Source organism: Quadrisphaera sp. GCM10027208, from assembly GCF_042658805.1.
Taxonomy (GTDB): Bacteria; Actinomycetota; Actinomycetes; order Actinomycetales; family SCSIO-59966; genus SCSIO-59966.
In genome coordinates, this window is the sequence record NZ_JBHSRC010000003.1 from 252,297 (window position 1) to 272,689 (window position 20,393).

Annotated in this window: 20 protein-coding genes and 1 riboswitch; of the genes, 6 read left to right on the plus strand and 14 right to left on the minus strand. The window is 74.4% G+C overall.

The features are described from left to right. The first annotated feature begins 50 nt into the window (after positions 1-50). Together ACFP6A_RS06620 and ACFP6A_RS06625 are read left to right on the plus strand one after the other, a co-directional pair. Positions 51-1,256 (plus strand): pyrophosphate--fructose-6-phosphate 1-phosphotransferase, encoded by a 1,206-nt coding sequence (locus tag ACFP6A_RS06620; RefSeq protein WP_379602538.1) that lies wholly within the window; start codon positions 51-53, stop codon positions 1,254-1,256. A gap of 9 nt (positions 1,257-1,265) precedes the next feature. After that, positions 1,266-2,786: an FGGY family carbohydrate kinase gene (locus tag ACFP6A_RS06625; protein WP_379602539.1), complete on the plus strand. Its 1,521-nt coding sequence runs from the start codon at positions 1,266-1,268 to the stop codon at positions 2,784-2,786. Between the two features lie 40 nt (positions 2,787-2,826). On the opposite strand, the gene thyX is transcribed toward ACFP6A_RS06625, so the two are convergent. Further along, a complete protein-coding gene (gene thyX, locus ACFP6A_RS06630; protein WP_379602540.1) occupies positions 2,827-3,552 on the minus strand; it encodes an FAD-dependent thymidylate synthase in 726 nt (241 codons plus the stop codon). Positions 3,553-3,597: 45 nt separating this feature from the next. On the opposite strand from thyX, the gene ACFP6A_RS06635 reads away from it, so the two are divergent. From ACFP6A_RS06635 to ACFP6A_RS06650, 4 genes are read left to right on the plus strand one after another with little or no spacing between them, the layout of a single operon-like run. Beyond that, positions 3,598-4,131: a GNAT family N-acetyltransferase gene (locus ACFP6A_RS06635; RefSeq protein ID WP_379602541.1), complete on the plus strand. Its 534-nt coding sequence runs from the start codon at positions 3,598-3,600 to the stop codon at positions 4,129-4,131. After that, positions 4,128-4,823, plus strand: coding sequence for an AzlC family ABC transporter permease (locus ACFP6A_RS06640; RefSeq protein WP_379602543.1), 696 nt, complete (start codon positions 4,128-4,130; stop codon positions 4,821-4,823). Before ACFP6A_RS06635 ends, ACFP6A_RS06640 begins: the two co-directional genes overlap by 4 nt. Next, a complete protein-coding gene (locus ACFP6A_RS06645; RefSeq protein WP_379602545.1) occupies positions 4,820-5,134 on the plus strand; it encodes an AzlD domain-containing protein in 315 nt (104 codons plus the stop codon). Before ACFP6A_RS06640 ends, ACFP6A_RS06645 begins: the two co-directional genes overlap by 4 nt. Then, the gene (locus ACFP6A_RS06650; RefSeq protein WP_379602546.1) at positions 5,131-6,216 is read left to right on the plus strand and encodes a heparan-alpha-glucosaminide N-acetyltransferase domain-containing protein; all 1,086 of its coding nucleotides are present in this window, start codon (positions 5,131-5,133) and stop codon (positions 6,214-6,216) included. Before ACFP6A_RS06645 ends, ACFP6A_RS06650 begins: the two co-directional genes overlap by 4 nt. On the opposite strand, the gene ACFP6A_RS06655 is transcribed toward ACFP6A_RS06650, so the two are convergent. From ACFP6A_RS06655 to infB, 13 genes are all read right to left on the minus strand, one after another. After that, a complete protein-coding gene (locus ACFP6A_RS06655) occupies positions 6,200-6,646 on the minus strand; it encodes a hypothetical protein (protein ID WP_379602547.1) in 447 nt (148 codons plus the stop codon). The two genes, ACFP6A_RS06650 and ACFP6A_RS06655, sit on opposite strands and share 17 nt — an antisense overlap. After that, on the minus strand, positions 6,643-7,389 hold the full coding sequence (gene dapB / locus ACFP6A_RS06660) for a 4-hydroxy-tetrahydrodipicolinate reductase (RefSeq protein ID WP_379602549.1): 747 nt from the start codon (positions 7,387-7,389) through the stop codon (positions 6,643-6,645). The genes ACFP6A_RS06655 and dapB overlap by 4 nt, the downstream gene beginning before the upstream one ends. 22 nt (positions 7,390-7,411) lie before the next feature. Continuing rightward, entirely contained in the window at positions 7,412-7,891 is a 480-nt protein-coding gene (ribH, locus tag ACFP6A_RS06665) for a 6,7-dimethyl-8-ribityllumazine synthase (protein ID WP_379602551.1), read from the minus strand. Between the two features lie 30 nt (positions 7,892-7,921). Continuing rightward, complete coding sequence (locus ACFP6A_RS06670) at positions 7,922-9,172, minus strand: bifunctional 3,4-dihydroxy-2-butanone-4-phosphate synthase/GTP cyclohydrolase II (protein WP_379602553.1); 1,251 nt, start codon at positions 9,170-9,172, stop codon at positions 7,922-7,924. Beyond that, positions 9,169-9,786 (minus strand): riboflavin synthase, encoded by a 618-nt coding sequence (locus ACFP6A_RS06675; protein WP_379602554.1) that lies wholly within the window; start codon positions 9,784-9,786, stop codon positions 9,169-9,171. Before ACFP6A_RS06675 ends, ACFP6A_RS06670 begins: the two co-directional genes overlap by 4 nt. Positions 9,787-9,868: 82 nt before the next feature. Then, positions 9,869-9,998, minus strand: a riboswitch (FMN riboswitch). A gap of 383 nt (positions 9,999-10,381) precedes the next feature. Further along, the gene (locus tag ACFP6A_RS06680; RefSeq protein ID WP_379602556.1) at positions 10,382-11,770 is read right to left on the minus strand and encodes a M16 family metallopeptidase; all 1,389 of its coding nucleotides are present in this window, start codon (positions 11,768-11,770) and stop codon (positions 10,382-10,384) included. Then, complete coding sequence (locus ACFP6A_RS06685; RefSeq protein ID WP_379602557.1) at positions 11,736-14,009, minus strand: polyribonucleotide nucleotidyltransferase; 2,274 nt, start codon at positions 14,007-14,009, stop codon at positions 11,736-11,738. The genes ACFP6A_RS06680 and ACFP6A_RS06685 overlap by 35 nt, the downstream gene beginning before the upstream one ends. A gap of 239 nt (positions 14,010-14,248) precedes the next feature. After that, a complete protein-coding gene (rpsO, locus tag ACFP6A_RS06690; RefSeq protein ID WP_379602559.1) occupies positions 14,249-14,518 on the minus strand; it encodes a 30S ribosomal protein S15 in 270 nt (89 codons plus the stop codon). Between the two features lie 100 nt (positions 14,519-14,618). Further along, the gene (locus tag ACFP6A_RS06695) at positions 14,619-15,590 is read right to left on the minus strand and encodes a bifunctional riboflavin kinase/FAD synthetase (protein WP_379602560.1); all 972 of its coding nucleotides are present in this window, start codon (positions 15,588-15,590) and stop codon (positions 14,619-14,621) included. 77 nt (positions 15,591-15,667) lie between these two features. Further along, a complete protein-coding gene (truB, locus tag ACFP6A_RS06700; RefSeq protein ID WP_379602561.1) occupies positions 15,668-16,573 on the minus strand; it encodes a tRNA pseudouridine(55) synthase TruB in 906 nt (301 codons plus the stop codon). Beyond that, the gene (gene rbfA / locus ACFP6A_RS06705) at positions 16,570-17,061 is read right to left on the minus strand and encodes a 30S ribosome-binding factor RbfA (RefSeq protein WP_379602562.1); all 492 of its coding nucleotides are present in this window, start codon (positions 17,059-17,061) and stop codon (positions 16,570-16,572) included. Before rbfA ends, truB begins: the two co-directional genes overlap by 4 nt. Beyond that, positions 17,058-17,387, minus strand: a complete 330-nt coding sequence (locus ACFP6A_RS06710) for a DUF503 domain-containing protein (protein WP_379602564.1) — start codon at positions 17,385-17,387, stop codon at positions 17,058-17,060. Before ACFP6A_RS06710 ends, rbfA begins: the two co-directional genes overlap by 4 nt. A gap of 74 nt (positions 17,388-17,461) precedes the next feature. Then, on the minus strand, positions 17,462-20,317 hold the full coding sequence (gene infB, locus ACFP6A_RS06715; RefSeq protein ID WP_379602566.1) for a translation initiation factor IF-2: 2,856 nt from the start codon (positions 20,315-20,317) through the stop codon (positions 17,462-17,464). Between the last annotated feature and the right edge of the window lie 76 nt (positions 20,318-20,393).

Genomic DNA, 20,393 nt, shown 5'->3' on the forward strand with positions numbered 1-20,393 from the left:
GGCACCCGGACGGCCCCCCGGCGACGAGGAGCCCCCTACGATGAGGGGGCATGAGCACCCGACGCGTCGCACTGCTCACCGCCGGGGGCTTCGCCCCCTGCCTGTCCTCCGCGGTAGGAGGGCTGGTCTCCCGGTACACCGAGATCGCCCCGGACGTCGAGATCCTCGCCTACCGGCACGGGTACCACGGTCTGCTCACCGGTAACTCGTTCCTCGTCGACGACGACGCCCGGGCGCACGCCGACGTGCTGCACGCCTTCGGCGGCAGCCCGATCGGCAACAGCCGGGTGAAGTTGACGAACAACGCCGACCTCGTCCGGCGGGGGCTGATCGCCGAGGGGCAGGACGCCCTCCAGGTCGCGGCCGAGCGGCTGCAGGCCGACGGCGTCGACGTCCTGCACACCATCGGCGGGGACGACACGAGCACCACCGCCGCGGACCTCGCCGCCTACCTCGACCAGCACGGCTACGGGCTCACCGTGGTCGGGCTGCCCAAGACGATCGACAACGACGTCGTCCCGGTCCAGCAGAGCCTCGGCGCGTGGACCGCGGCCGAGCAGGCCTCCCTGTTCGCCCGCAACGTGCTCGCCGAGCACGGCTCGAACCCACGGATGCTCATCGTGCACGAGGTGATGGGCCGCAACTGCGGCTGGCTGACCGCGGCCGCGGCACGGGACTACATGGACTGGCACTCCCGGCAGACCTGGGTGCCGAGCATCGGGCTGTCCCCCGAGCGCTGGGCGGTGCACGCCGTCTACGTGCCCGAGCAGCGCATCGACCTGGACGCCGAGGCGGCCCGCCTGCGAAAGGTGATGGACACCGTCGGCTGCGTCAACATCTTCCTGTCCGAGGGGGCCGGTGTCGCCGACATCGTCGCCGAGCTCGAGGCCGCCGGCGAGGAGGTGCAGCGCGACCCGTTCGGCCACGTCAAGCTCGACACCATCAACCCGGGCCGCTGGTTCGGCGAGCAGTTCGCCGAGCGCCTGGCGGCCGAGAAGGTCATGGTCCAGAAGTCGGGGTACTTCTCCCGCTCGGCGCCGGCCAACGCCAAGGACCTCCGGCTCATCCAGTCGATGGTCGACCTGGCCGTGGAGTGCGCACTGCGCGGGGAGTCCGGCGTCGTCGGGCACGACGAGGACCACGGCGGGCGCCTGCGGGCCATCGAGTTCGACCGGATCGCCGGCGGAAAGCAGTTCGACACCTCGGCGCCCTGGTTCACGGACCTGCTCGAGGGCATCGGCCAGGCGGCCGGCTGAGGGGCCGCCGTGACCCGCCGCGCCGTACTCGCCGTCGACGAGGGGACGACGGGCGTCACCGCGCTCGTCATCGCCGAGGACGCCACCGTCCTGGGCCGCGGCTACGCCGAGTTCGCCCAGCACTTCCCCCGGCCCGGCTGGGTCGAGCACGAGCCCGAGGAGATCTGGCAGGCCACGCTCACCGCCTGCCGCGACGCGCTGCGGGCCGCGGGGGCCCGCCACGGCGGCCGCGGCGGTGACACCGAGATCCACGCGGTGGGGATCACCGACCAGCGCGAGACCGCGGTGCTGTGGGACCGCGGCACCCTGGCCGCCCCCCGCCGCGCCGTCGTCTGGCAGGACCGGCGCAGCGCCGCCCTGTGCGAGCGGCTGCGCGAGAAGGGCCACGAGCCGCGGGTCGCCGAGCTCACCGGACTTCGGCTCGACCCGTACTTCACCGCGACGAAGCTGGCGTGGCTGCGCGACCACGACCCGGACACGTGGGCCGGGGTCCAGGGCGGCTCCGTCGCCGTCGGCACCGTCGACTCCTACCTCGTCGCCCGGATGTCCGGTGGCACCCGGCACGTCACCGACGCCTCGAACGCGTCGAGGACCCTGCTGCTCGACCTGCGCAGCGGCACCTGGTCCCCGGAGATGTGCGAGCTGTTCGGCGTCCCGGCGGAGGCGCTGCCCGAGGTGGTGCCGAGCTGGGGCGAGGTGGCCCGGACCGATCCCGGCTCGTTCCTGGGCCTCGACGTCCCGGTCGCCGGTATCGCCGGCGACCAGCAGGCGGCGCTGTTCGGGCAGACGTGCTTCGAGGTCGGGGACACCAAGTGCACGTACGGCACCGGGTCCTTCGTACTCGTGAACACCGGCGCGACCGCGGCGGCGGGGACCGTCGACGGCGAGCTCGGTGGGCTGCTGTCGACGGTCGCGTGGATGGCCCCCGACGGCACCCTCACCTACGCCCAGGAAGGCTCCATCTTCGTCACCGGGGCCGCCGTCCAGTGGCTGCGGGACGGGCTGCAGGTGATCGGCTCGGCGGCGGAGACCGAGGCCCTGGCCCGGACCGTGCCGGACACCGGCGGGGTGGTGTTCGTCCCGGCGCTGACCGGCCTCGGCGCCCCGGAGTGGGACCCCGACGCCCGCGGCACCATCCTCGGGATCACCCGGGGCACCACCCGCGCCCACCTCGTCCGCGCGACGCTGGAGGCGATCGCCTTCCAGGTCCGCGACGTCGTCGCGACGATGGAGACCACCGTCCCGGTGCTGCGCGCCGACGGCGGCGCGTCGGCGAACAACCTGCTCATGCAGCTGCAGGCCGACCAGCTCGGGGTCCCGGTCGAGCGACCGGCGATGCCGGAGACCACCGGCCTCGGCGCGGCCTTCCTCGCCGGGCTCGGGACCGGGGTGTGGTCGTCGCTGGAGGAGCTGCGCGACACCTGGCGGCTGGACCGCCGGTTCGAGCCCGGCGAACGGGACGAGGCCGGCTACCGGCGCTGGCGGGCCGGGGTCGCCCGGTCCCACGGCTGGGCCCCACTGACCGACTGACCCCCCCGCCTCAGCCGAGACTCAGCCGCGCTCAGCAGGCTCAGGGCGCGACACGGCCGTTCTGCTCGAAGGCGGCGTGGGTCAACGGCATGAGCCGGGCCCAGTGACTCTCCATCTGCTCCGCCGCCATCTCGATCTCCCGCTGCGGGAAGGACGGGAACCGGGCGTCCTCGCGCTTGGTCCGCAACGACAGGAAGTTCATCAGCGAGCGGGCGTTCATCGTCACGTACATCGAGGAGTAGGTGGTCACCGGGAGCACGATCCGGGCGACCTCGCGGGCGATCCCGGCGTCGAGCATCCGGCGGTAGGCGGCGTAGGCCTGCTCGCAGGCGGCCCGGGTCTGCTCGTCGACGAACGCGTGCTGGTCCGGCGTGCCGGGGACGAAGACGTACTGCCCCGGCTTGCCCTCCTGGACCAGGTGCCGCTGCGGCCCGGGGACGTAGAACACCGGTCGCAGCTCTCGGTACCGACCGCTCTCCTCGTTGTAGGAGGCGATCCGGTGGCGCATCCACTCCCGGAACACGAAGATCGGCGCCTGCACGTAGAAGGTCATCGAGTTGTGCTCGAACGGGCTGCCGTGCCGGTCCCGCATGAGGTAGTTGATGAGCCCGGCGGACCGCTGGGCGTCGGCGTCGACGTCCTGGAGGCTCTGCTCACCCTTCGTCGACACCCTCGCGGCGAACACGACGTCCGCGTCCTGGGCGCTGGCGCGCACCAGCTCGACGGTGACGTCGCTGCGGAAGGTGATCTCGAAGTCGTCGGTCACGGGCCGACCCTACCGACCGCCGTCCCGGGTGCGAGGATGCCGCGAGTGGAGACGCCCGACGTGCTGACCGGACCCGGCGCCGACGCGTCCGTGCGCGCGGCCACCGCCGGCGACGTCCCCGCCATCGGCGCCGTGCACTCCCGCGCCTGGCGGACGGCCTACTCCGGGCTGCTGCCCGCCGAGGTGCTCGACGCGCTGGCACCGGAGGCCCTGGCCGAGGCGTGGCGGCCCGCGGTGAGCGCTCCGCCCTCCCCCGGTCACCGGGTGCTCGTCGCCGCGGCCGGTCCGACCGTCGTCGGGTTCGCCGCGGCCGAGCCGGACGGCGAGGTGGTCGCGCTGCTCGTCGACCCCGCCCACCAGCGGCGCGGGCACGGGTCCCGGTTGCTCAACGCGGTCGCCGACCTGCTCCGTGAGGCCGGGGGTGAGCGGATCGGCACCTGGACGCCGGAGCAGGACGCCCCGCGACTGGCGTTCCTGCGCACCAGCGGACTGGAGCCGGACGGCCGCCGGCGCACCCTCGAGCTGCCGGGTGGCGCCACCCTGGAGGAGGTCCACCTGCACGCGGGGCTGGCGTCGTGACGTCCGCGGACGCCGACCGGGTGCTGCGGGCCGCGACCTGGCGGCAGGCCCTGTCGGTCGGGGCGGCCACCGGTGCCTACGGGGTGTCGTTCGGCGCCCTGTCGGTGGCCGCCGGGCTCTCCGTCGCCCAGACCGCGGCGCTCAGCCTGCTCATGTTCACCGGCGGGTCGCAGTTCGCGTTCATCGGCGTGCTCGGCGCCGGCGGGGCGGGTGGTGCGGCGGTCGCCACGGCCGGCCTGCTCGGTGCGCGCAACGGCCTCTACGGGCTGCAGGTCGCCCCCATGCTCGGTGCTCGGGGGCCGCTGCGCGCACTGGCCGCCCACCTGACCATCGACGAGTCGACGGCCGTGGCCACGGCACAGCCGACCGCCGCGACCCGGCGGCTGGGGTTCTGGGCGACCGGCGCGGCCGTGTACGTGCTGTGGAACGCGATGACGCTGCTCGGCGCCGTCGTCGGGGACGCCCTGGGGGACCCGCGCCGGTGGGGCCTCGACGCGGCCGCGGCCGCCGCGTTCCTCGGGCTGCTGTGGCCCCGGCTGCGCCACCGGGACACCCGCGCCGTGGCCGCCGGGGCGGCGGTCGTCGCAGTGACGACGACCCCCGGGCTGCCGGCCGGGGTGCCGGTGCTGCTCGCCGCCGGCGTCGCCGTCGTCGTCGGGCTCCTGCCGCGGCCGGTCGGGGGAACCCGGTGACCGGCTGGGTGGCGGTGCTGGCCGCCTCCGCCGCCTGCTACCTGCTCAAGCTCGGCGGCTACCTCGTCCCCGCCCGGCTGCTGACCGGGGAGCGCGCCCGGCGGCTGGCCGCCCTCGTCACCGTCGCCCTGCTCGCCGCCCTGGTGGGAGTGCAGACCCTCGGCGGCGGGGACGCCGGGCTCGTCCTCGACGCCCGGGTCGCGGCGGTGGCCGTCGCGGCGCTCGCACTGTGGCTGAGGGCGCCGTTCATCCTGGTCGTCGTGCTCGCCGCGGCGGTGGCGGCCGGGCTGCGCGCCGCCGGGGTCGGATGAGCGGCCTCGCGGCCGGAGCCACCGGGCAGCGGGCCGCCCCGGTCGGTCGGCGGCTGGCCGGGGTCGACGTCGCCCGCGGACTGGCGCTGCTGGGCATGATGTCGGTGCACGTCCTGCCGCGCACGGACGCCGACGGGTCGCTCTCCCTCGCCTACGCGGTGTCCTCCGGGCGGGCGTCGGCGCTGTTCGCCGTCCTGGCCGGCGTCGGGCTCGCCCTGGCCGGCGCCGGTGCCCGCGCCGTCCTGGCCCGGGCCGCCGTGGTGGCCGCGATCGGGCTCACCCTCGGGCTGCTGCCCACCCCGGTCGCGATCATCCTCGTGAACTACGGGCTGCTGTTCGTCCTCGCCGTCCCGTTCCTGCGGCTGCGGGCGCGAACGCTCGCAATGCTCGCCGGGGCGTGGCTGGTAGTCAGCCCCGTGGTGGGGCACCTCCTGCGGCCGGCGGCACCTCCGCCGTCCGGAGCCAACCCGTCGTGGCTGTCGCTCGGTGACCCGGTGGGCCTGCTCACCGAGCTGCTGCTGACCGGGTACTACCCGGCGCTGCAGTGGACCGGCTACCTGCTCGTCGGCCTGGCGGTGGGGCGCAGCCGGCTGAACCGGACGCGGACGGCGGTCGCGCTGGTCCTCGGTGGCCTGCTGCTCGCGGCCGCGGCATCAGTGCTGTCCGCCGTGCTGCTGGACGCCGGCGGGGCGGCCGCCGTCGACGCCGACCGGTGGTTCTACGGGGTGACCCCGACCGAGTCCTGGTGGTGGCTGGCCGTCGACTCCCCGCATGCCGGGACCCCGCCCGACCTGCTGCACACGACCGGGACGGCGCTCGCCGTCCTCGGCGGGTGCCTGCTGCTGGCACCCTGGGCCGGGCGGCTGCTGCTCCCCCTGGCCGCAGCCGGGTCGATGACCCTGACGCTGTACTCGGTGCACGTCGTCGCGCTCGGCCTCGGCCTGCGGGAGCTGACCTGGCACGTCGTCGGGGCCCTGGTGATCGGGACGCTGTGGCGGTCGACCGGTCAGCGGGGGCCGCTCGAGGCGCTGGCCGCGGCGGCCGCGCGGAGCGCGGCCCGGCCGGTCAGCCGTGCAGGCTGACGGCGTGCCGCATCGCGGCGCGGGCCCGGCGGCGGTCCCCGGCGGCGTCGTAGGCCTGTGCGAGCCGGTACCAGGCCCGCCAGTCCTGCGGCGCCGCCTCCACGGCCGCGCGGTACCCGGAGAAGGCGGCGTCGGCCGCGGCCCGGTCCACCCGGCCACTGGGTCGGCGCGGCAGGTCGGCGACGTCGGCGACGTCACGGACGCCGGCTGCGGCGTCCAGGTCGCGGGCGAGCCGCTGCGTGGCCAGACCGAAGCGCAGCTCGCGCCACACCGCCCAGCCGACGAGCAGCGGCAGCGCCAGCACACCCACGCCGAGCAGCACACCGGCCGTCGACCCGCTGGTGAGCAGCATCCAGGCACGCTGACCGAGCAGGACGAGGTAGAACACCACGCCGGCGACGAGGACGGCGACGAGCGCCTTCGTCCTCACCCCAGGTCCAGGTAGTGCTCGAGGCCGACGGTCAGACCCGGCCGGGACGCCACCGTGCGCACCCCGTGCAGCACCCCCGGCATGAACGAGACCCGGTCGAAGGAGTCGTGCCGGAGGGTCAGCTGCTCCCCCGCCCCGCCGAGCAGCACCTCCTGGTGGGCGACCAGGCCGCGCAGCCGCACGCTGTGCACCCGGACGCCGTCGACGTCCGCGCCCCGGGCCCCCGCCAGGGCCGAGACGGTGGCGTCCGGGCTGGGACCGGTACCGGCGGCCCGGCGGGCCGCGGCCACCTGCTCGGCGGTGCGGCGGGCCGTCCCGCTGGGGGCGTCCACCTTCTCCGGGTGGTGGAGCTCGACCACCTCGACCGACTCGAAGTACGGGGCGGCCATCTCGGCGAACCGCATGGCCAGGACGGCGCCGAGGGCGAAGTTCGGGGCGACGAGCACGCCGACGTCCGGGTGCCGTTCCAGCCGGGCGCGCAGGTCGGCGAGTGCGGGCTCGTCCCAGCCGGTCGTCCCGACCACCGCGTGCACGCCGTGGTCGACGCAGAAGGCCACGTTGCCCGGGGCGGCGTCCGGGACGGACAGCTCGACGGCGACGTCGGCCCGCGCCTCGACGATGCGCTCCAACGGGTCGTCGCGACCGATCCGGGCGACGAGCTCGAGGTCGTCAGCGCCCTCCACGGCCTGGCAGGCCTGGCCGCCCATCCGCCCGCTCGCGCCGATCACGGCCACCCGCACCATGCCGACGACCCTAGCCTGCGCCTCAGGCGCCCTCGGCCCGCAGGGCCAGCACGGTGCTGAGGGCGGCGTGGACGGCCTCGTAGCCCTTGTCCTCGCGGGACCCGTCGAGCCCCGCCCGGTCGAGCGCCTGCTGCTCGGTGTCCACGGTGAGCACGCCGAACCCGACGGGCACGCCGGTGGACACCGCGACCTGGGTGAGCCCGGTCGTCGCGGCCTGGCAGACGTAGTCGAAGTGCGGCGTCTCGCCGCGGACGACGACACCGAGGGCGACGACGGCGTCGGCGCCGGCCACCGCCAGCCGCGCCGCCGCGACCGGCAGCTCGAAGGAGCCGGGGACGCGGACCTCGGTGACCTCCCGGACGCCGGCGTCGGCGAGGGCCCGGCGGGCGCCGTCCAGGAGCCCGGCCATCACCGTCTCGTGCCACTGGGCGGCGACCACCGCGACCCGAAGCCCCTGCGCGCCGTCCGGCATCGTCGGGGTCGGGGCCCCGGTCCCGCTCACGTGCGCTCCCAGGTCATCGCCGTCCCTGCCTCACGCCCGCACCCCGAGGTCGTCGGGCAGGTCGTGGCCCATCCGGTCGCGCTTGGTGCGCAGGTAGTCGATGTTCTCCGGCCGGACGCCGACGGTGAGACCGACGCGCTCGGTGACCTCGACGCCGTACCGGCGCAGTCCCGCGACCTTGTCGGGGTTGTTGGTCAGCAGCCGGACGCTGCGCACCCCGAGGTCGGCGAGGACCTGCGCGGCCGCCGCGTACTCCCGCGCGTCGGCGGGCAGTCCCAGCTCGAGGTTGGCGTCGACCGTGTCGAGACCGGCGTCCTGCAGCGCGTAGGCCCGCAGCTTGGCGAGCAGCCCGATCCCGCGGCCCTCGTGCCCGCGCAGGTAGACGACGACGCCGCGGCCGGTGCGGGCGACCTCCGCGAGCGCGGCGTCCAGCTGGGGGCCGCAGTCACAGCGCTGGGAGCCGAGCACGTCCCCGGTGAGGCACTCGGAGTGCACCCGGACGAGGACGTCGCGGCCGTCGGCGAGCCGCCCGTCCACGAGGTCCCCGGCGACGAGGGCCAGGTGCTCGCTGCCGTCGACGCGGTCGGCGTACCCGACGGCGGTGAACTCACCGTGCCGGGTCGGCAGCCGGGTGGTGGCAGCCCGGTCGACGAGACGGTCGTGCCGGCGGCGGTGGGCGACGAGGTCCTCGATGGACACCATCACCAGGCCGTGCTCGTCGGCGAACCGGCGGCACGACGGTGCCCGGCGCATCCCGCCGTCGTCCTCGACGAGCTCGGCGATGACGCCGGCGGGCTGCCGGCCGGCGAGGCGGGCCAGGTCGACCGCGGCCTCGGTGTGCCCGCGGCGCACGAGCACGCCGCCGTCGCGTGCCCGCAGCGGCAGCACGTGGCCGGGTTGGGCGAGGTCCTCCGGCGTGCTGGCCGGGTCGGCGAGAACCCGGACGGTGCGGGTGCGGTCGGCGGCCGAGATCCCGGTCGTGACGCCGACCCGCGCGTCGACCGTCACCGTGTACGCGGTGCGCATCCGCTCCTCGTTGTGCGGGGTCATCAACGGCACCCGCAGGCGGTCGAGGGCGTCACCGGTCATCGGCACGCAGACCACCCCGGAGGTGTGCCGGACGATGAAGGCCATCCACTCGGCGGTCACGGCGTCCGCGGCCATCACGAGGTCGCCCTCGTTCTCCCGCTCGACGTCGTCCACGACGACGACCGGCCGGCCGGCGGCGATCTCGGCGACGGCGCGCTCGACCGGGTCCAGCCGGACCGCGGGGGCGCTCACGACGCCCCGCCCGCCGTCAGCAGGCGCTCCACGTACTTGGCGATGACGTCGACCTCCAGGTTGACGCGGGCGCCCGGGGCTGCGCGGCCGAGCGTGGTGGCGGCGAGCGTGGTGGGGATGAGACCCACGGAGAACGACGGGCCGGCGGGGTCGTCGTCGTGGACGGCCGCGACGGTCAGCGAGGTGCCGTCGACGGCCACCGACCCCTTCTCGGCGACGTAGCGGGCCAGGGCGGCGGGCACTTCGATGCGTACCGTCTCCCACCGGTCCCCCGGGGTGCGCGCCACGACCCGTCCGACCCCGTCGACGTGCCCCTGGACGACGTGACCGCCGAGGCGGGCACCGGCGGGCACCGCACGCTCGAGGTTCACCGGGTCGCCGGGCCGCAGGCCGCCGAGCGTCGTCCGCTCGAGGGTCTCGAGCATGACGTCGGCCGTGAAGGCGTCGGGAGCGGGCTGGTCGGTGATGGTCAGGCAGACCCCGTTGACGGCGATCGAGTCGCCGTGCCGGGCGTCCGCGGTGACCACGGGGCCGCGCACGGTGAGCCGGGCGCTGCTCGGCCCGCTCTCCGTGCCGAGGACCTCGCCGAGCTCCTCGACGATGCCGGTGAACATCCCGTGCTCCGTCCTGGTCGGGCACGGGCTCCGGGGAACGGGACGGACGACCGGCGACGCCGATGACGGCGGACCGGACGCCTGCGTGCTGCCTCCCATCCGGACTCTCACCGTCGGTCCCGGAGTTCCACCGGGTCAACCGGCCGATGGCTTCGGCCGGGTCGCGGACTGTTACCGCCGGTCGGGACTTTCACCCAACCCCGGAGCACGCGCAGTCGTGTGTCTCGCCCCCCAGTATGTCACCCCCCCTCGGTGATCATGCAATCCCGCCACCCCCGCCCGGTCTCTCCCCGCCCCCCGCGCCCCCACCTCCCCTTGGTGATCATGCAATCCCGCCACCCCCGCCGCCTCACTGCCCTCCTCCCCCCACCCCGCGCAAAGTGCTGGGTTGGTGGCGCAACACGCCGGCAAAGCTGTGACGAATCCAGCATTCTGCAGCCCGAGGCCACGCTCTCGACGCAAGCTTCGGGGCGGCATGTGGCCATGGCCGTGGTCCCGCGCAGGGTGGCGGGATTGCATGATCACGAAGGGGGTGGCCAGGGTGGCGGGATTGCATGATCACGGCGGGGTGGGCGGGGGGTGGGTGGGACGGCGGCTAGGGGACGACGGGGACGGGGTCGTCGTCGAACGGACCGACGACGACGAGCGAGTGCGGGGCCTGCCACAGCTCGGCGGCGAGGTCCCGGACGTCCTCGGTGGTGACCGCCCGGAACCGGTCCAGGGTCTCGTCGACCCCCATGAACTCCCCGTGCACGAGCTCGGCCTTGCCCAGCCGGCTCATCCGGGACCCGGTGTCCTCCATGGCCAGCACCGTGCTGCCACTGACCTGGCCGACGCCACGGACCAGCTCCTCCTCGGTGATGCCACCGGTGGCGACGGCGTGCCACTGCTCGGCCAGCAGCTCGACCACCTCGGGCACGCGGGCCGGCGCGCAGCCGGCGTACAGGCCGAAGTAGCCGGCGTCGGCGTACCCGGCGGAGAAGGAGTACACCGAGTACGCCAGGCCGCGGTTCTCCCGGACCTCCTGGAAGAGCCGACTGCTCATCCCGCCGCCGAGCACCGCGTTGAGGACGGCGAGGGTGAACCGCCGCTCGTCGGTCGCCACCAGCCCGGGTCCGCCGAGGATCACGTTGGCCTGCTCGGTGCTGCGACGGACGGTCAGCCGGCCACCGGCGGGAAGGCGGACGCCGTCCGGGTCAGGGGTCCGTCGGGGACGGGGACCGGCCGCGTCCTCCATCGGCCAGCCGGCACCGGCCAGGGACTCCTCGACGAGCCGGCACAGCGCCTCGTGGTCGACGCCGCCGGCAGCGGTGACGACGAGCGTGCCCGGTTCGTAGTGCCGCTCGTAGTGCGCCCGGATGGCCTCGGCCGGGACGGCGCGGATGGTCTGCGGCGTGCCGCCGATCGGCCGGCCGAGCGGGTGGCCGCCGAGCACCACCTCGGCGAACCGCTCGTGGACGACGTCCGCGGGGTCGTCGTCGTTCATCGCCAGCTCCTCGAGGATCACCCCGCGCTCGCTGTCGACGTCCTCCGGCGCGATCCGCGCAGAGGTGACCATGTCGCAGATGACGTCGACCGCCATCGGCAGGTCGGCGTCGAGCACCCGCGCGTAGTAGCAGGTGTGCTCCTTGCCGGTGGCGGCGTTGGCCTCTCCGCCGACCTCGTCGAAGGCCGCCGCGATGTCCATCGCCGAGCGCCGGGCGGTGCCCTTGAACAGCAGGTGCTCGAGGAAGTGGGTCGAGCCGTGGTGGCCCTCGGCCTCGTCCCGGGAGCCGACGCCCACCCACGCCCCGACGGTCGCCGAGCGCATCGAGGGCATCGACTCGGTGAGCACCCGGACCCCGCCGGGGAGGACGGAGCGGCGCACCTCGGCGCCGCCCGCCTCCCCGGCGAGCCGAGACGTCCGGCCGTCGGGGTGGCCGGTGGTCAGCGGGAGCGGGACGCCCACCTCAGGCGTCGTCCCCAGCGGCGTCCGCGTCGTCACCAGCGGTGTCGCCGTCCTGACCGCCCTCGGTCACCGGGACGAGCGAGAGCTTGCCGCGGGCGTCGATCTCGGCGATCTCCACCTGGACCTTCTGCCCGACGGACAGCACGTCCTCGACGTTCTCCACCCGCTTGCCGCCGTTGAGCTGGCGCATCTTGGAGATGTGCAGCAGGCCGTCCTTGCCGGGGGTCAGCGAGATGAACGCGCCGAACGTCGTCGTCTTGACGACCGTGCCGACGTAGCGCTCCCCCACCTCCGGCATCTGCGGGTTGGCGATCGCGTTGATCTGCGAGCGCGCGGCCTCGGCGGACGGCCCGTCGGTGGCGCCGATGTAGACGGTGCCGTCGTCCTCGATGGAGATCTGGGCCCCGGTCTCCTCCTGGATCTGGTTGATCATCTTGCCCTTCGGGCCGATGACCTCACCGATCTTGTCGACCGGGACCTTGACGGAGATGACCCGCGGGGCGTTCGGGGACATCTCGTCCGGCTCGCTGATCGCCTCGGCCATGACGTCGAGGATGTGCAGCCGGGCGTTGCGGGCCTGGGTCAGCGCAGAGGCGAGCACGGACGCCGGGATCCCGTCGAGCTTGGTGTCGAGCTGGATCGCGGTGACGAAGTCCTTCGTGCCGGCGACCTTGAAGTCCATGTCACCGAACGCGTCCTCGGCGCCGAGGATGTCGGTCAGGGCCGCGTACGCGGTCTCGGTCTCGCCGGCGGCGTTCTCGACGGTGTCGGACACCAGTCCCATCGCGATGCCCGCGACCGGGGCGCGCAGCGGCACGCCGGCGTTGAGCAGCGACATCGTCGAGGCGCAGACCGACCCCATGGACGTCGACCCGTTGGACCCCAGCGCCTCGGAGACCTGCCGGATCGCGTAGGGGAACTCCTCGCGGGTGGGCAGCACCGGCACGAGCGCCCGCTCGGCGAGCGCGCCGTGGCCGATCTCTCGCCGCTTGGGGCTGCCGACCCGGCCGGTCTCGCCGGTCGAGTACGGCGGGAAGTTGTAGTTGTGCATGTACCGCTTGCGCGTCTCCGGGGAGAGCGTGTCGAGCTGCATCTCCATCCGGAGCATGTTCAGCGTGGTGACGCCGAGGATCTGGGTCTCGCCGCGCTCGAACAGGGCCGACCCGTGCACCCGCGGGACGACGTCCACCTCGGCGGACAGCTGCCGGATGTCCTCCAGGCCTCGGCCGTCGATGCGCACCTTGTCCCGCAGGATCCGCTGACGGACCAGCTTCTTGGTCAGCGCGCGGAACGCGGCGCCGACCTCCTTGTCGCGGCCCTCGAAGCGGTCGGCGAGCCGCTCGCGGACCGACGCCTTCAGCTCGTCGAGCCGGCTCTCGCGCTCCTGCTTGCCGGCGATGGTCAGCGCCTGCGCCAGGTCGTCGGCGGCCAGCTCGGTGACGGCCTCCAGCACGTCGTCGGTGTAGTCCAGGAACCGCGGGAACTCCACGGTCTCCTTGCGAGCGGCGTCCGCGAGCTGCTGCTGAGCCCGGCATAGCTCGGCGATGAACGGCTTGGCCGCCTCGAGGCCCTCGGCGACGACCTCCTCGGTCGGCGCGGTGGCCCCCTCGGAGATGAGGTCCCACGAGGTCTCGGTGGCCTCCGCCTCGACCATCATGATCGCGACGTCGGCGTCCGCGCCGGAGCCGGACACGACGCGGCCGGCGACGACCATGTCGAACACCGCGCGCTCCAGCTCGGAGTGCCGCGGGAAGGCCACCCACTGGCCCTCGACGAGCGCCACCCGGACGCCGCCGATCGGGCCGGAGAACGGCAGGCCGGACAGCTGGGTGGACGCCGAGGCGGCGTTGATCGCGACGACGTCGTAGGCGTCGTCGGGGTGCAGCGCCATCACCGTGATGACGACCTGGACCTCGTTGCGCAGCCCGGAGACGAACGACGGCCGCAGCGGCCGGTCGATGAGGCGGCAGGTGAGGATGGCGTCGGTGCTCGGCCGGCCCTCGCGGCGGAAGAACGAGCCGGGGATCCGGCCCGCGGCGTACATCCGCTCCTCGACGTCAACGGTGAGCGGGAAGAAGTCGAAGTGCTCCTTCGGGTGCTTGCCGGCCGTGGTGGCCGACAGGAGCATCGTCTCGTCGTCGAGGTAGGCGACCACCGAGCCGGCGGCCTGCCGGGCCAGCCGGCCGGTCTCGAAGCGGACGGTGCGGGTGCCGAAGGAGCCGTTGTCGATGACGGCCTCGGTGACGGCGACGCCGTCGTGCTGGGAACCCTCCACGGGAACTCCGTTCTGGTTCACGGAGCATCGGCGCGCGGTCCGGGCGGGTGTCCGGTCATCGATTGAAGCCCTCGGGCTCTCGCCTGCCGGCGGCTCCCGGGAGCCACTACCGAGGACCGGCGCGACGGATCGGGCCTGCGCTCCTGGTGTGGTGTGTATTCGGTTGTGGTGCCGTTTCGGTGCTCCTGCGGCGCCGTGCACGAAGGCCGCGGCCCCTGAGGGGACCGCGGCCGGTGGTGTCAGCGGCGCAGACCGAGCCGCTCGATGAGCGAGCGGTAGCGATCGATGTCCTTCTTCGCCAGGTAGTTCAGCAGCCGGCGGCGCTGGCCGACGAGCAGGAGCAGACCACGACGGCTGTGGTGGTCGTGCTTGTGCTCCTTCATGTGCTCGGTCAGGTCCTTGATCCGCTGGGTGAGCATCGCGACCTGGACCTCGGGGGAACCGGTGTCGCCCTCGCGCGTGGCGTACTCGGACATGATCTTCTGCTTGGTGGCACTGTCGAGCGGCACTGGCTCTCCTTCGTGGGTCGTTGCGCGGCGCGCCGGGGCCTGTTCACCCGGGCTCTGTGGGTCCGCGGCCGATCGGACGGCGTCGCTCAGGCTATCAGCGTCAGGCCCGTCGTCCCGAATCGAGGACCCGCCGGGCCTGCTCGGCGTCCCGGCGCATCTGCTCGACGAGCGACGCGGGACCGTCGTAGCGGACGGTGTCCCGGAGCCGCTCCACCAGGTCGAGCGCGACGGTCTCGCCGTACAGGTCGAGGTCGTCACGGTCGAGCACGTACGCCTCGACCCGCCGGCCGTGCCCGTCGAAGGTGGGGTTGGTGCCGATGGAGATCGCCGCGGGCAGCCGGCGGTCGGGCGCCCCGGCGGGCAGGTCGAGGCGCTCCATCCAGCCGGCGTAGACGCCGTCGGCGGGCAGCATCCCGGTCTGGTCCGGGCCCAGGTTCGCGGTCGGGAAGCCCAGCTCGCGGCCCCGGTGGTCCCCGTGGACGACGGTGCCGCGCAGTCGGTGGGGGCGTCCGAGGACCTCGGCCGCGCCCGCTACGTCCCCGGCGGCCAGCCGCTGCCGGACGATCGTGGAGGACCACCTCCCCTCCCCGGCCCCGCCGGCACCGACGTCGTCGAGGACGATCACGTCGAAACCGTGCTGCTCGCCGAGGCGACGCATCGTGGACAGGTCACCGGAGTTGCGGTACCCGAACCGGATGTCGCGGCCGACGACGACGGCGGTGGCGTGCAGGGCGCGGACCAGGACGTCCTCGACGAAGCGCTCGGGGCTCCAGCCGGCGAGCTCACGGGTGAACGGCATCTCCAGGACGGCGTCGAGCCCGGTGGAGTCGAGCAGGTCGAGCTTGTCCTGCCGGCCGGTGAGCAGCTCGGGGGCACGGTCGGGGTGCAGCACGTGCAGCGGGTGCGGCCAGAAGGTGATGGCGACGGCGGCGGCGGAGCGGGCGCGGGCCTCCTCGACGAGCCGGGTCAGGACGCTCCGGTGGCCGAGGTGCACGCCGTCGAAGTTGCCGATCGCGACGACGGACGGGCCGTGGTCGGCGGGGACCTCGGCCAGGTCGTTCCAGCGCTGCACGCGCGTGCCTCCTTCCGCGGCCCCCCGGCGGGGCTCGGGTCGCGACAACTGTGCCAGCCCGGCCGCGGGCGCCGCGCTCAGGCCGGGGCGAGGACGACGAGAGGTCGCGTCGTCGGCCCGACGTCCTGGACGACGGCGACGAGGGTGCCGTCGGGGGCGAAGGCGGCGACCGGGACCCCGTCGCCGGGGCCTCCGGCCACGGTGAGTCGCTGCCCGCGGGCGAGCCGTCGGGCCTCCTCGGCGTCGAGCTCGCGCACCGGGAAGGCCGCGCGCGCCGCCTCGGCCAGGGGGAGCACCGAGAACGACCCCTCCAGATCGTCGAGGGTGCGGGCGGTCTCGAGGCCGTAGCCGCCGACCCGGGTCCGGCGCAGCGCGGTGAGGTGGCCCCCGACCCCCAGGTCGCGGCCCAGGTCCCGGGCGAGTGCGCGCACGTAGGTGCCGCTGCTGCAGTCGACCTCCACGTCGACGTCCACCTGGGGCACCCCGTCGACGGTGAGCGCCCGGGTGGCGACGACCGCGAACCGGTGCACGGTGACCGCCCGCGGCGGCAGCTCGACGTCCTCACCGGCACGCACCCGGGCGTAGGAGCGGCGGCCGTCGACCTTGATCGCGCTGACCGCGCTGGGCACCTGCTCGATCGGCCCGGTCAGCCGGGCGACGGCGGCCGCCAGCGCGTCGTCGGTGACGCCGCTGGCGTCGGCGCGGGAGACGACGTCGCCCTCGGCGTCGTCGGTCACCGTCGCGGTCCCCAGGCGCACCGTGGCCGTGTAGGACTTGTCCGCCCCGACGAGGAAGGTCAGCAGCCGGGTCGCCCGCTCGACGCCCAGGACGAGTACCCCGGTCGCCATCGGGTCGAGGGTGCCGGCGTGCCCGACCCGGCGGGTGCCCGCCAGCCGACGCACCCGGGCGACGACGTCGTGGCTGGTCCAGCCGGCCGGCTTGTCCACCACGACGATCCCGGAGGGGCCCTCCGGGCGGCTCACCGGCCGGCGTCCCCGTCGTCGCCCGGGTCCTCGACGTCCTCGGCGTCCTCGTCGTCCCCGCCGTCCTCGTCGTCCGGGCGCCGGTAGGGGTCGGGGTCGCCGGCGTAGCCGGCAGCGCTGGCACGCCGCGCCACCTCCGCGTCCTGCTCGGCCGCCCGGCGCAGCAGGTCGTCGATGTGCGCGGCAGTCTCCGGGACGGCGTCCAGGACGAGCTCCAGGGTCGGGGTGAGACGGACGCCGGTCCGCCGCCCGACCTCGGAGCGGAGCACCCCGCGGGCGCTCTCCATCGCCGCGACGGTCCCGGCCCGCTCGGTCTCGTCGCCGAGCACCGTGTAGAAGACCGTCGCGTGCTGCAGGTCGTTGGTGACCCGGGCGTCGGTCACCGTGACGAACCCGAGCCGCGGGTCCTTGATCCGGCGCTCGAGCGTCTCGGCGACGACGACCTTGATCCGGTCGGCGAGCTTGCGGGCGCGCGCTGGGTCGCTCATGGTCCGTCCTCACTGTCGCTGGGTCGGTCGTCCAGGTCCCCGTCGCCGAGGACCCGTCGGCGGGCCGACAGGAGCTCGAGCTCCGGACGGCCGGCCACGAGGCGCTCGCAGGCGTCGAGCACCTCCCGGCAGTGCGTGGCGTCCGCCGCCACCACCGCCACCGCCACCTCGCTGCGGCGGTGCAGGTCGAGGTGGCCGGTCTCGGCGCAGGCCACGTCGTGACGGCGTCGCAGCTCGGCCACCAGCGGACGGACCACCGCCCGCTTCTGCTTGAGGGAGCGGACGTCCCCGAGCAGCAGGTCGAGGGTCAGCGTGCCGACGAACACCCCGCCTCCTCCCCCGGCGTCGCAGCGGCGCGGCAGCCGGTGGCCACCGCGCCGCTGCGACTGCCGGCCGCGTGTCAGTCGCGCGGCTTCTCGCGCATCTCGAAGGTCTCGATGACGTCGCCGACCCTGATGTCGTTGAACGACCCCAGACCGATACCGCACTCGAAACCCTCACGGACCTCGGTCGCGTCGTCCTTGAACCGGCGCAGCGACTCGATGGTGAGGTTGTCCCCGACGACCACGCCGTCCCGCAGCAACCGGGCCCGGGCGTTGCGCCGGATCACCCCGGAGCGCACGAGCGCACCGGCGATGTTGCCGAACTTGGAGGAGCGGAAGACCTCGCGGATCTCCGCGGTGCCGAGCTGCACCTCCTCGTACTCCGGCTTCAGCATGCCGCGCAGCGCGTTCTCGACGTCCTCGATCGCCTGGTAGATGACCGAGTAGAACCGCAGGTCGACGCCCTCCCGCTCGGCGAGCTCGGCGACCCGCTCCGCCGGCCGCACGTTGAAACCGATGATGACGGCGTTGTCGACGGTCGCCAGGTTGACGTCGTTCTGGGTGATCGCCCCGACGCCGCGGTGGATGATCCGCAGCTCGACCTCGTTGCCGACGTCGATCTTGAGCAGGGCGTCCTCGAGCGCCTCCACCGAGCCGGACCCGTCACCCTTGATGATCAGGTTGAGGGTCTCGACCTTGCCGGCCGCGAGCGCCTCGTTGAGGTCCTCGAGGCTGATCCGCTTACGGCGCTTGGCCAGGCTCGCGGCCCGCTGGGCGGCCTCGCGGCGCTCGGCGATCTGCCGGGCGGTGCGGTCGTCCGGGGCGACGAGGAACGTGTCGCCCGCTCCCGGGACGGCGGTGAGGCCGAGCACGAGCACCGGCCGCGAGGGACCGGCCTCCTCGATGGTCTCACCGTGCTCGTCGAGCATCGCCCGTACCCGGCCGAAGCCGTTACCGGCGACGATGGCGTCACCGACGTGCAGCGTGCCGGACTGCACGAGCACCGTGGCGACGGGACCGCGACCCTTGTCGAGGTGGGCCTCGATGGCCACCCCGCGGGCGTCCTTGTTCGGGTTCGCCCGCAGGTCGAGCTCGGCGTCCGCGGTGAGCAGCACGGCCTCGAGCAGGTCGTCGATGCCCTGGCGCTTCAGCGCGGAGATGGGCACGAACATGGTGTCGCCGCCGTACTCCTCGGCCACCAGGTTGTACTCGGTCAGCTGCTGCTTGACCTTCTCCGGGTTGGCGCCCTCCTTGTCGATCTTGTTGATCGCCACGACCACGGGGACACCGGCCGCCTGGGCGTGGTTGAGCGCCTCGATGGTCTGCGGCATCACACCGTCGTCCGCGGCCACGACGAGGATGGCGATGTCGGTCACCTGAGCGCCGCGGGCACGCATGGCGGTGAACGCCTCGTGACCGGGGGTGTCGATGAACGTCAGCGCACGGTCCTGACCCTCGTGCTCGGTGTGCACCTGGTAGGCGCCGATGGCCTGGGTGATGCCACCGGCCTCACCGGCGACCACGTCGGTGGAGCGGATGGCGTCGAGGAGCTTGGTCTTGCCGTGGTCGACGTGACCCATGACGGTCACCACCGGCGGGCGCGGCTGCAGGTCCTCGTCGTCCTCGGCCTCGAGCTCTGCCGCGAGATCGATGTCGAAGGCACCGAGGAGCTCGCGCTCCTCGTCCTCGGGAGAGACGATCCGGACGTCGTACCCGAGCTCGGAACCGAGCAGCTTGAAGGTGTCCTCGTCCAGGGACTGGGTCGCCGTCGCCATCTCACCGAGGTGGAACAGCACGGTGACCAGGCTCGCCGGGTTGGCGTCGATCCGCTCGGCGAAGTCGGTCAGCGAGGCACCCTGCCGGATCCGGACGACGGTCGAGCCGTCCCCGCGGGGGACCTGGACGCCTCCGACCGACGGCGCCTGCATGGCCTCGAACTCCTGGCGCTTCGCGCGCTTGGACTTGCGCCCTCGGACCGGCCGGCCGCCACCGCGGCCGAACGCGCCCTGGGTGCCACCGCGACCGCGACTGCCCTTGCCGAAGCCGCCGCCGACCGGGCCCCCGCCACGACCGGGAGGACCGCCAGGGGCACCCCCGGGACGGCCGCCGCCAGGACGACCCCCGCCACGCGCGGGCGCACCGGGGCGGGCGACCGAGGAGCGCCCGGGCATCATCCCGGGGTTCGGACGCGGACCGCCGGGGCGGGGCGCAGCCGGACGCGGACCACCCGGGCGAGGACCGCCGGGGCGCTCGCCCCCGGCAGCCGGCGCACCGGCACCGGGCGCCGGGCGCTGACCGGGCCGGGGCATGCCCTGGCTCGGCGCGAACGGGTTGTTCCCCGGACGCGGCGGACGCTGACCGGGCCGGGGCATCCCCTGGCTCGGCGCGAACGGGTTGTTCCCCGGGCGGGCCGGACCCGGACGACCGCTGCGGCCCTCCTCGCCGGCCGCGGGGGCCTGCGGCGTCGCCGGCTTCGGCGCGGGCTTCGGGCCCGGCCGGGCCGGTGCGTCACCGGCCGACGCGTCACCGGCCGGCGCGGACGGGGCCGCGGCGGCGGGCTGCTGTGCAGTGTCGGCAGCGGGAGCCTCGATCGGCTCTGGCCGCTCGGACTGCTGGGGCTGCTGGGACTCCTGGGGCGCCTGGGGGGCCTCGGCCGGCAGCTCGCCTGCCGGTGGCGCGCCCGCAGACGCGGACGTCCTCCCCGGCCTGGCGGACGGCTTCGCCGGCCTGGCCGACCTCGTGTCGGTGCTCGCGCCGTTCCCTGCACCGTCCGCGGCTGGAGGCATCGCCTCGCGCAGCCGGCGCACGACCGGGGCCTCCACCGTGGAGGAGGCGGAACGGACGAACTCACCGAGCTCCTGGAGCTTGGTCAGGACGACCTTGCTCTCGACTCCGAGCTCCTTGGCGAGCTCGTAGACCCGGACCTTTGCCACATCTCTCCTGTCTCGGTCCGGGCCCTGGCAGACAGGCGCGGACCGTCGTTAGTGCTGGGGGGTGCTCATCGCTGGG

Coding starts and splice junctions, on each gene's coding strand:
- ACFP6A_RS06675 (WP_379602554.1), bottom strand. CDS start 9,786: ATGTTCACCGGCATCGTCGAGGAGCTCGGCGAGGTCCTCGGCACGGAG.
- dapB (WP_379602549.1), bottom strand. CDS start 7,389: ATGGTGCGGGTGGCCGTGATCGGCGCGAGCGGGCGGATGGGCGGCCAG.
- ACFP6A_RS06650 (WP_379602546.1), top strand. CDS start 5,131: ATGAGCGGCCTCGCGGCCGGAGCCACCGGGCAGCGGGCCGCCCCGGTC.
- rbfA (WP_379602562.1), bottom strand. CDS start 17,061: ATGAGCGACCCAGCGCGCGCCCGCAAGCTCGCCGACCGGATCAAGGTC.
- ACFP6A_RS06620 (WP_379602538.1), top strand. CDS start 51: ATGAGCACCCGACGCGTCGCACTGCTCACCGCCGGGGGCTTCGCCCCC.